The organism is Carnobacterium sp. (assembly GCF_032094055.1).
Lineage (GTDB): Bacteria > Bacillota > Bacilli > Lactobacillales > Carnobacteriaceae > Carnobacterium_A.
The window spans coordinates 21,020-30,439 of the sequence record NZ_DAMDAK010000012.1; the positions used below are offsets into that span (position 1 = coordinate 21,020).

The following is a 9,420-nucleotide window of genomic DNA, read 5'->3' on the forward strand; positions in this document are numbered from 1 at the left end:
CGTTACGACAACTGCTCCTAAAAAGCTGGCACCCATTGCTACACCCCAGCCTTCCATACCGCCACCATTGGCTAACGTAATTCCAGCGATAGCACCGATCGGAATAAAAGAAGCACCTTGCGCAACGGGCATTTTCATCAATAAACCTGTTTGAATAATGGTAGCAATACCGGCAGCGATGAAAGTAGATTGAATCAGGACGGCTGATTGACTAGCAGAGAAGCCGACAGTCAAAGCGACGATGAGCGGCACAACATAGACATCCATGGCCAATAAGTGTTGTAATCCAAGCAATAGACTTTGTTTCCAAGTTACAGTATCCTCTGTTTTCACTGATATATTCATTTGAGTCGTTTCCATTTGTAGACAAATCTCCTTCTTATTCGTTAATTTGTTTTCCTTGTACCCAGACTGAAACGATATTTTCACGCTTTGTTAAGTAAAGCAACTTTTGAAAAATATCTTCTAGCGGTTCGGTTTTATCAAAAATCGGCATGGAAGCTTGAGAAACAGTAGTATCAATCACTTGAGCGTCAAAAGCATAATGTTCTGCAAGTCGTCCAATTGGCAGGCTGACACTTTCTCCTCCGCCAGCTGTTGCGTAATAAAAAGCTTCGTTAACTGTGATACGAGAGTGACTCGTTCCACGTTCTTTAGGGTCTTTCTTCGTATCCACGCCATCTTCCAGCATACGAGAGGAGATAACGGCTTGGCGAATCGCTGAATAGATACTTGGATCATATCCTCCAGAAAGATCGGTTCCTAAACCAACTTCAACTCCAAGTTCATGAAATTGTTTAATTGGAATCACGCTATTTGCAAAATAAGCATTGGAGATAGGGCAATGAGCAATTGCTGTGCCTGTTTCTTTAAAAGTAGCTGCATCGGATTCACTTAAGAAGTTACAGTGAGCCATGACAGATTTATCTCTTAATAATCCAAAATCATTCAAGACTTGGGCATCATTTTTACCAAATCGGTCTTTGACGTAACCATGTTCCCAATCGCTTTCGCTGCAGTGACTGGTCACGTGCACATCATACGTTTCTGCCAATTTCCCCAATCCCGCTAAAGCTGAATCAGTACAGCTAGGCACGAACCGAGGGGTAACGACAGGATAAACACCTTGAAAAGTTTCGGCTTGCAAAGCTTTGACACGTTGAATAAATCGTTCGGTATCGGCTAGGGCCGTTTGTGTATCCTTATCGCGATAATAATCAGGATTCTGTTCAGCGTCATCCATTACAACTTTTCCGACTAGTCCCCGTTGGCCTTTTTGAGCACAAATTTCAGCTAGTTTATAGCTAGCCTCTTCATGCACTGTCGCGAAATAAAGACCGGTCGTCGTTCCATTAGCCAATAAAGTATCCACCAAGTGAGCATAGACTTTCTCGGCAAAAGCGGTGTCCTCAAATTTTGCTTCCAATGGAAAAGTATAGGTGTTCAACCACTGGTATAAGGGAATATCTAATGCAGTTCCGCTTTGAGCCCATTGAGGAGCATGAATATGTAAATCGATAAATCCGGGTAAGAGGTATTGCCCTTCAGCTAATTCGGTTAGCTTATCTTCTTTTTTTGCTTCTTGCAGCGTAGACTGATACAACGCATCTGATGGAGCCAAACGTTTTGCAATCATTCCTTGATCATCTATACAGTAGAGATAGTTTTCTAGTACTTCCACTTCATGTGCAGAAATACTAGAAAACCCCGTTCCTTTTAAGACCTTAACAATATCCTTCATATACCTCACCTTTGTTCGTATTATTAACACATTTTTTATTATAAAGGATGTTTGAGAGACAAGTCAATGATATTTACGAATTATAATAATGTTAGTTTTTTTAATGTTCGTGTTTTTGGTGAAGAAAGAGATTGGATAGTGTTATCTTTCCTAATTTACAGAAAGATAAGGAACGAGAAGCAAAAAAGAAGGACTATTTAATGCAAAAATACAATAAAAAACAGCAATCGTTTTTAACGACTGCTGTTTATCTAAGAATGATGAAGGTCCACTCTCAATGTTTTGATTCATTTTGTTTTTTTTACTCTTTCCTGATTTCATTTAATTGTTCATTTCGCTCTTTAGTTAATTTTAAAAACTTCGTTACGACGTAAACAACAAATACGATAATTGCCAACCAAAATAAACTAATAATCAATCCGTATAGTTGAAAAAAGCCATCGGTAAAACCCATATAGTTTCTCTCCTTTGTTTAACTAGTTATGTAAAATTAGGTTTATTCGAAAAATATACCTATTCAGAGATTAAAAACAAAGTCTATTTTTTTGTATGGTTACGATATAAAACCAAAGTTAGGCCGTTTAAAATAAGCGTAACGATTAGCAGGATAGCAGCGGCACTCGTTATCGTGGCAATCGTATCCATCAATGCAGATAGATCTCCGATGTTTACCAAATGTGAACTATAAACCAGTGGAAAATACAAGGCAACAGCGCAAGCAGCGACACTTAAGGTGGAAAAAGTCGCCCAATGTTGATGGCGGTTATTTTTGTACCTGATTAAATTAACGATTGCCAGTATCCAAGCAATTAATCCCAGTCCTAAACTACCGAAAATAAGAAAACTAACCATAATAAATCCTCCATTCAGTTAGATTACTCTATCATTAAAACTTTATTTCTCACCAGGGTATGACAAACAAATTTATTTATCATCGCTGTAAGCACTCAACCAGTGGTAGGGTTGCAGTTCTTCCAGTGTTTTAAATAGAAGACCATTTTCTTTAGTTGTAACGGCCGCTTTTACGGTTGATCCCCAGTAGACTAATCGTTCTTGGCATGTTCCACATGGAGTGAGAATTTTAAAAGGAGCATGTTCATCCTCTCTAGCGATACAGATACTGTGCGTAACAGCGGTGTCTAGTTTATGCGCTTCTAGAATGGCACCTGTCTCCATACACAATTCTGTGGAAGCGTTAAGGACATCGGGAGCCACACTTGTTAAAATTTGCCCGTCTTTTGTATACATAGCAGCAGCTCCGCCCCAGCCTTTAGGGTAGCGTTTTATTATTAATTGAATAGCAGCTTCGTATAAAGCATTTTCTATGTCCATTTTTTTACCTCACTAACGTTCTGTTTGTTAGTTTAGTTATACCATACCTCTTTTTTAAAAGTAAGCGATACTTTTATTCAAGGAGTTAATAGAAAAGATAACCTAATATTTGCTAGACTTGATTTAATAGAAAAAATAAAAAGGAACTGTAAGATTATGTGTATTTTAAGATATTCTGGAGAATGATTACGGATTAGTTAATTAAGAGATAGAACAAAATGATAATTCTAATTGTATCGAATTGTATTAATTATTGATTTATTATTTTATAAGATTTATGCAATAATAGTTTATATGATTAACCCAAGGACTTAAAATTAGATAATTGCCTATTCAAGAAGTGTTTTTAAATAAAAGTTTTGTCAAAGTATTAAACAAAGTTATTTCATTAAATAATTCATCATTTCTGTTTGTGCTTATATATTTTTACTATCAATGGCAAGGTGTCTTCTAGCTTTTTAATAAAAAAAATGAGTTAACATAAAAACGTGCACAATTATCTATACTAAGTGAATGACTTATATCCGGAAGGTGTGGTTTAACAATGAAGAAAGAAACAATAGATTATGCAAAATCTAAGTGTGAAAAAATAGGTATAAGTAATATCGAGGAATGTTTTTTTGATACAAGAGATCTTGCAGTGTTTTTAGATACTGGAAGAACAAATGCGAGTAAAATTGCAAACGCTTTAGTATCTGAAAAGATTTTTTTAAAAATTAATACACGCCCAGTTTTATTTTCAATGAAAGAAAAGTTCGAAGAATATTTTTCTATTATCCTGAAAGACACATATGGCAGCTTAGCTGAGCTTGAGTCAGCATTGAAGGCACTAACTTCAGAAGTGATTCTACAAAAAATGATTGGTTATGATATGAGCCTATCTGATGCAGTTGAACAAATGAAAACTGCTGTTTTTTACCCAGGAAGAGGGCTTCCGATGATGATAACCGGTGATACGGGAGTTGGAAAAAGCTTCTTTGTAAATATTGCTTATCAATTTATGAAATCAGCAAAAGTTGTTGATGATAATGCTCCTTTTAAAGTATTTAACTGTGCTCAATACCATAATAATCCTGAACTGTTGTCTGGAATATTATTTGGATACGTCAAAGGAGCTTTTACTGGCGCAGAAGAAGATCGTAACGGATTATTAAATGACGCAGATGGCGGAGTGCTTTTTTTAGACGAAGTCCATAGATTGCCGCCGGAAGGACAAGAGAAATTATTTGTTTATATGGATGAAGGGTTTTATTCAAGAATCGGAGAAACATCTAATCATGCCTCAAATGTGCGGTTAGTTTTTGCGACTACAGAACAGAAAGAAGATTTTCTTGAAACATTTATGCGAAGAATCCCTATTCATATCCATATTCCCAATATTGAAGAACGCGGAATTTTAGAAAAAAAGCAAATCGTCGAAAAAGCTTTCTTCGGTGAAAGTAAAAGCTTTAATAAGAATATTGTTGTGTCCCCAAGAGTATTTGATCTCTTATTGCAAAGCGAATACAGCGGGAATATTGGCGATATAAAAAACGTTATAAAGTATGTATGCGGGAGAGCAAATGCAAGAGAACCGCAAAGTGATGAGATCTATATCGTATTAAAAGATCTACCCGCAAAAATGTATCGACATAAGCCTATAGCAGAAACGTACACGATCGAAAAAAGGAAATACTTTTTCACGCCTAAAGGGAATACGACTTTTGTGCCCAGAATAACGAATGAACGTGCTTCATTAGACACTAAAATAATGGATGCGTACACAAAGGCCCAGTCGGAAGGCTTAACAACTTTTGAAACAAGAAACTTATTTGAATCGGTTTTAGATAATATTATGAACGAGTTGATATATGCAAATCATACAGATACAAATGAAAATTTAGAAAAATTTGTCTCTGAAACAATGCAAGATGTTTTTCGTACTTTAGATTCTTCATCAAGATTAGTTTATGACGGCAATTTTGTTACAGGCGTTTCTTATTATATTTATAAGTTTGTTTTTAAAAGAAACGTTGAAGATAAACGTATCACACTAGCCATTTTGAATTTTGTAAAAGATTTATATCCAAATGAACAAATGACCATTTCTAAAATTATTCCTTTAATTGAAACCAGCCTTGATATTCATTTCAGCGAAGTTGATCAAATGTACCTTTCATTGTTTTTATCTATGGTAAACTTGAATATTTCAACTAATGAAATCGAAGGAATTATCGTTGCGCATGGTTATGCTACTGCAAGCAGCATTGCTAATTTATGTAATAGAATCTTGGGTAAAAGAACGTTTATAGGGATAGATATGCCTATTGTAGCAACTATAAACGATATATCAGAAAAAATTTTCGAATATTCAAGCAGAATAAATTCAGCTCGGGAAATCATTGTAATGGTAGATATGGGTTCTTTAAATACTTTGTATGCGAGTTTATGCGAGGCTCTAAATAAACCATTATTATTTATTGACCAATTAAATACGCTTATGGCATTAGAAGTCGGAAACATGATTGATCAAAAGCTACCTTTACAAGAAATTGGACAGCGGATAAAAGAAAATGTCGTACCAAATGTACAATTATATGAACCCAAACTGAAGAAAGAACAAGCGATTATCACAACGTGTTTAACCGGACTAGGAACAGCTATCCAAATCCAAACTTTATTGAGTAATTGTTTAGACGGGATCGTAAATATTCAAATCCTTTCAATAAATTTCGCTGAATTAAAAAATAATGGGATCCCGAGCGAAATAGAAAAGAAATATGAAATTGTCTCAATAGTTGGAACAGATGACCCTGAAATTAAAAATGTACCTTTTGTGTTCCTTGACCAAATTATTACTGGTGACGGAAAGAATGAGATGATTAATCTTTTTGATTCAATTCTTACAGAAAATGAAATTGATGAGATCAATAACCGTTTAGTGAGAAGTTTTTCGTTAAACAGAGTATTAGATTCTATCACTATATTGGATACTAAAAAGATAATGGAGATCTGTGAGAACGTAATAAACAGCTTAGAAAAGGATCTGTTGATTGGACTGACAAATGCGAAGAAAATCGCACACTATGTCCATATCAGCTGTATGGTCGAAAGATTGATTCGAAGATCAGAAATAGAAGAATTTCCTGACATTGAAAAGTTTTCCTATGAAAACGAAAAAGCAATACGTGTCATTAAAAACGTTCTTAGTGTGATTGAACAGAGCTATAGTGTGCATGTCCCTTTACCGGAAATTGGATATATTCATAATATCCTTTATCCTGACAGCATTTAGATAAACTTTAAAAACCATGTCACTATGTTGGCATGGTTTTTGCATTATAAAAAGTATAGAAAGGAGAATAATATGAATTACTTAATTGCAACTCACGGGACCTTAGCCAGCGGATTCAAGGATAGTCTTGATTTAATTATGGGTGTTCCAAAAAATTTAGAAGTCTTTCAAATGACAAAAGAAAAATCTGCCAGTGACGCAGAAGAGGAAGTGAAAAAACTTTTAGACCACAAAAAAGGCAGAGGATTAATTGTATTTACAGATGTATTTGGAGGGAGTGTAGCGAACTTATTTACACAATTTCTTTTAGAAGGATATGAGTTTAAATTGGTTACAGGAGTGAACTTACCAATGTTATTAACAGCCATACTTGAAGGAGAAACTTCTTCAAGTGCGGAAGCTGTAAAAAAATCAATTCAAGAAGGAACACAAGGTATTCAGTTTATAAACGAAAAAATTAAAGAGGTGAATAATAATGACATTAGCTTTGATGAGGATTGATGACCGTTTGATTCATGGACAAGTAGCTTTTGGATGGACAAATTCACTAGGAGTAAATACGATCCTGGTTGTAAATGATGATGCAAAAAACGATAAGATGAAAGCTACAGCTTTAAATCTTGCCAAACCCAGTAATGTAAATCTTTATATACGCGGAGTAGAAGAGTCTGGAGAAATCGTTGAAAAATTCAGTCAATCGAAAAAAAGTAATGTGTTGATTTTAGTTAAGGATACAATGGATGCTCGTAAGCTGATCGAAAACTCAAATGGTGTGATAAAAAGTTTAAATGTCGGTGGATTGCGCTACTCTGAAGGTAAGAAAAAGTTAACGGATCTTGTGGCTGTCGATGAACAAGATATAGAAAACTTAAAGGCTATTCGTGATACAGGCGCAAAAGTAGAATTTAGAATGCTGCCAAGAGATAAAATCAAAACACTAGAAGATTTTGAAATTTAAGAAAGGTGAGTGATTGTTCATGGCTAGTCAGGCACTAATGATTGGTTTAATCGCAGGTATAGGTATTCTGGATGGACGTATTTTTGGACAATTGATGTTTGAGCGGCCATTAGTGACAGGGTTGTTAGTTGGTTTAGTCTTAGGAGATCTTCCAAAAGGCATTATTATTGGCGCACAGTTAGAATTGATTTGGATGGGGATTGCAGGAATAGGGGCTGCAACACCGCCAGACGTTGTTACGGGCGGTGTATTAGGAACAGCATTTGCAATTATTTCTGGTCAAGGCGTAGAAGTCGCACTTGCATTGGCAGTTCCTATTGCTGTATTAGCTCAATCTCTAGGAGTTCTTGTTCGAATTGCTAATACGTATTTCTCGCACAAAGCTGACAAATACGCAAGAGAGGTTAATTATAAAGGACTTGCTGTTTGTATGTGGATGCCAGTTTTACTATTTTTTCTAAGTACGTTCTTACCAACATTCTTAGCTATTTTATTAGGCGCAGATAAAGTGTCTGGTTTAATCAACGCAATACCGAATGTAGTTTTAGAAGGATTACAAATTGCAGGGAATATCTTGCCTGCTATCGGATTTGCATTATTGATTGATATGCTGTACTCAAGAAAAATGGCGCCTTTCTTCTTTATCGGTTTCTTAGCAGCTGCGTATGGCGGTCTGGATATTACTGCCATCGCATTATTTGCCGCATGCATTGCACTAATCATTCACTTTTACATTGAGCCCAAGAAAGAAGTCAAAGAGGATGCAAGTGAATCAAATCTAACGGAAGGAGAGATTGATTTTGACTAATAAGATAAGCAAAAAAGAATTGTCAAAGATCTTTTGGAGGTCTTTTGCTCTACAAGGAGCTTTTAATTATGAACGGATGCAAAATATTGGGTACTGTTATTCAATGCTTCCGGTAATAAGAAAGCTGTATACAAATAAAGAAGATCAATCAGAAGCCATTTCTCGTCACTTAGAAATTTTTAACACCACGCCTTCGATGGTTCCCACAATTCTTGGGATCTCTGCAGCGATGGAGGAAGAAAACGTCAACAATCCAGCATTTGACACACAATCTGTTAATGCTGTCAAAGCTTCTTTAATGGGTCCTTTAGCAGGTATTGGCGATTCATTATTCTGGGGAACTTTCCGAATCATTGCAGCGGGTATAGGAATATCATTAGCCAAAGAAGGAAGTATTTTTGGACCGATTCTTTTCCTATTATTGTATAATATTCCAAACATTTTGATCCGCGTTTTTGGATTGAAGTTTGGCTATAAATTAGGAGTTAATTCATTAGATAGAATCCAAAAAGAAGGATTGATGGACAAAATCATGGCGATTGCAACCATTATTGGACTAGCGGTAGTTGGAGGAATGGTTGCTACTATGCTGAATATTGTGACACCGATCACCTGGAATATTAGCGGAGCCGAAGTGGTAGTTCAAGATATTCTCGATCAAATTTTACCGAAAATGTTGCCGCTCGCCGTTACTTTACTTGTATGGAAAGCAATGAAGAAATTTAGTGTGACTTGGTTAACGGTAGGACTTATTGTTTTAGGGATTGCCTTACACGCTGTGGGTATTTTATAAAAATTGGAGGAATAAAGATGTCATTAATTGAAAATTATTTGCATGAGACACCAGAAAAAATGAGCGAAATTGTGGAAAAAGCAGAGGAACTATTTAATAAAGTGGAAAAATTAGATTTGAAAAAAGTTGTGATTACAGGTTCTGGAACGAGCTACCATGCAGGGCTGCAGATAGCACCCATGCTCCGCAAACTAATGAATATTGAAGTGGTTTCTCTTTATCCATTTATGATTACTAAGGAAACTTTTTTAAATCACAATGAAAAGACATTAGTCATCGGTATTTCGCAAGGCGGAAGCAGCTTCTCAACGTATGAAGCAATGAAAATTGCTAAAGAGGCAGGGTGTTTAACCGCCTCAATGGCCGGGTTGGAAAATGCTTATATTGATGAGCAGGCTGATTATGTGTTAACAGTTCATTGCGGCGAAGAATTAGCGGGAGCTAAAACAAAAGGATATTATTGTACAAAACTGAATTTGCTGCTCTTTGGTTTATACTGGGGATTAGAAAATAA

General features: G+C 35.8%; 10 protein-coding genes and 1 pseudogene. 6 read left to right on the plus strand and 5 right to left on the minus strand.

Annotation, left to right across the window (positions count from 1 at the left end; all coding sequences use genetic code 11):
- From RT405_RS03275 to RT405_RS03295, 5 genes and pseudogenes are all read right to left on the minus strand, one after another.
- Positions 1–360, minus strand: a pseudogene (locus RT405_RS03275) (solute carrier family 23 protein); the annotation flags it as partial.
- Between the two features lie 19 nt (positions 361–379).
- Complete coding sequence (gene guaD / locus RT405_RS03280; protein ID WP_313467526.1) at positions 380–1,741, minus strand: guanine deaminase; 1,362 nt, start codon at positions 1,739–1,741, stop codon at positions 380–382.
- A gap of 301 nt (positions 1,742–2,042) precedes the next feature.
- Positions 2,043–2,195, minus strand: a complete 153-nt coding sequence (locus tag RT405_RS03285) for a hypothetical protein (protein ID WP_313467528.1) — start codon at positions 2,193–2,195, stop codon at positions 2,043–2,045.
- Positions 2,196–2,278: 83 nt separating this feature from the next.
- On the minus strand, positions 2,279–2,593 hold the full coding sequence (locus tag RT405_RS03290) for a hypothetical protein (protein ID WP_313467530.1): 315 nt from the start codon (positions 2,591–2,593) through the stop codon (positions 2,279–2,281).
- 72 nt (positions 2,594–2,665) lie between these two features.
- Positions 2,666–3,073, minus strand: coding sequence for a cytidine deaminase (locus tag RT405_RS03295; protein ID WP_313467532.1), 408 nt, complete (start codon positions 3,071–3,073; stop codon positions 2,666–2,668).
- A gap of 544 nt (positions 3,074–3,617) precedes the next feature.
- Between RT405_RS03295 and RT405_RS03300 the strand changes: the two genes are divergently transcribed.
- The 6 genes from RT405_RS03300 to RT405_RS03325 form a co-directional block, all read left to right on the plus strand.
- Positions 3,618–6,347 carry a sigma 54-interacting transcriptional regulator gene (locus RT405_RS03300; protein ID WP_313467533.1) on the plus strand — a complete coding sequence of 910 codons (2,730 nt, stop codon included), beginning with the start codon at positions 3,618–3,620 and terminating at the stop codon, positions 6,345–6,347.
- A gap of 72 nt (positions 6,348–6,419) precedes the next feature.
- Positions 6,420–6,848 carry a PTS mannose transporter subunit IIA gene (locus RT405_RS03305; RefSeq protein WP_313467535.1) on the plus strand — a complete coding sequence of 143 codons (429 nt, stop codon included), beginning with the start codon at positions 6,420–6,422 and terminating at the stop codon, positions 6,846–6,848.
- Entirely contained in the window at positions 6,823–7,305 is a 483-nt protein-coding gene (locus RT405_RS03310) for a PTS sugar transporter subunit IIB (protein ID WP_313467537.1), read from the plus strand. The genes RT405_RS03305 and RT405_RS03310 overlap by 26 nt, the downstream gene beginning before the upstream one ends.
- Positions 7,306–7,324: 19 nt before the next feature.
- Positions 7,325–8,113, plus strand: a complete 789-nt coding sequence (locus RT405_RS03315) for a PTS sugar transporter subunit IIC (RefSeq protein ID WP_313467539.1) — start codon at positions 7,325–7,327, stop codon at positions 8,111–8,113.
- Positions 8,106–8,906 (plus strand): PTS system mannose/fructose/sorbose family transporter subunit IID, encoded by an 801-nt coding sequence (locus RT405_RS03320; protein WP_313467540.1) that lies wholly within the window; start codon positions 8,106–8,108, stop codon positions 8,904–8,906. Before RT405_RS03315 ends, RT405_RS03320 begins: the two co-directional genes overlap by 8 nt.
- A gap of 17 nt (positions 8,907–8,923) precedes the next feature.
- The coding region (locus RT405_RS03325) for an SIS domain-containing protein (protein WP_313467541.1) at positions 8,924–9,420 on the plus strand (497 nt) is incomplete at its 3' end.

Bases quoted from the DNA above. Each gene is read 5' to 3' on its own strand.
- RT405_RS03285 (WP_313467528.1), bottom strand. From the start codon at position 2,195: ATGGGTTTTACCGATGGCTTTTTTCAACTATACGGATTGATTATTAGT.
- RT405_RS03295 (WP_313467532.1), bottom strand. From the start codon at position 3,073: ATGGACATAGAAAATGCTTTATACGAAGCTGCTATTCAATTAATAATA.
- RT405_RS03315 (WP_313467539.1), top strand. From the start codon at position 7,325: ATGGCTAGTCAGGCACTAATGATTGGTTTAATCGCAGGTATAGGTATT.
- guaD (WP_313467526.1), bottom strand. From the start codon at position 1,741: ATGAAGGATATTGTTAAGGTCTTAAAAGGAACGGGGTTTTCTAGTATT.
- RT405_RS03310 (WP_313467537.1), top strand. From the start codon at position 6,823: ATGACATTAGCTTTGATGAGGATTGATGACCGTTTGATTCATGGACAA.
- RT405_RS03305 (WP_313467535.1), top strand. From the start codon at position 6,420: ATGAATTACTTAATTGCAACTCACGGGACCTTAGCCAGCGGATTCAAG.
- RT405_RS03290 (WP_313467530.1), bottom strand. From the start codon at position 2,593: ATGGTTAGTTTTCTTATTTTCGGTAGTTTAGGACTGGGATTAATTGCT.
- RT405_RS03300 (WP_313467533.1), top strand. From the start codon at position 3,618: ATGAAGAAAGAAACAATAGATTATGCAAAATCTAAGTGTGAAAAAATA.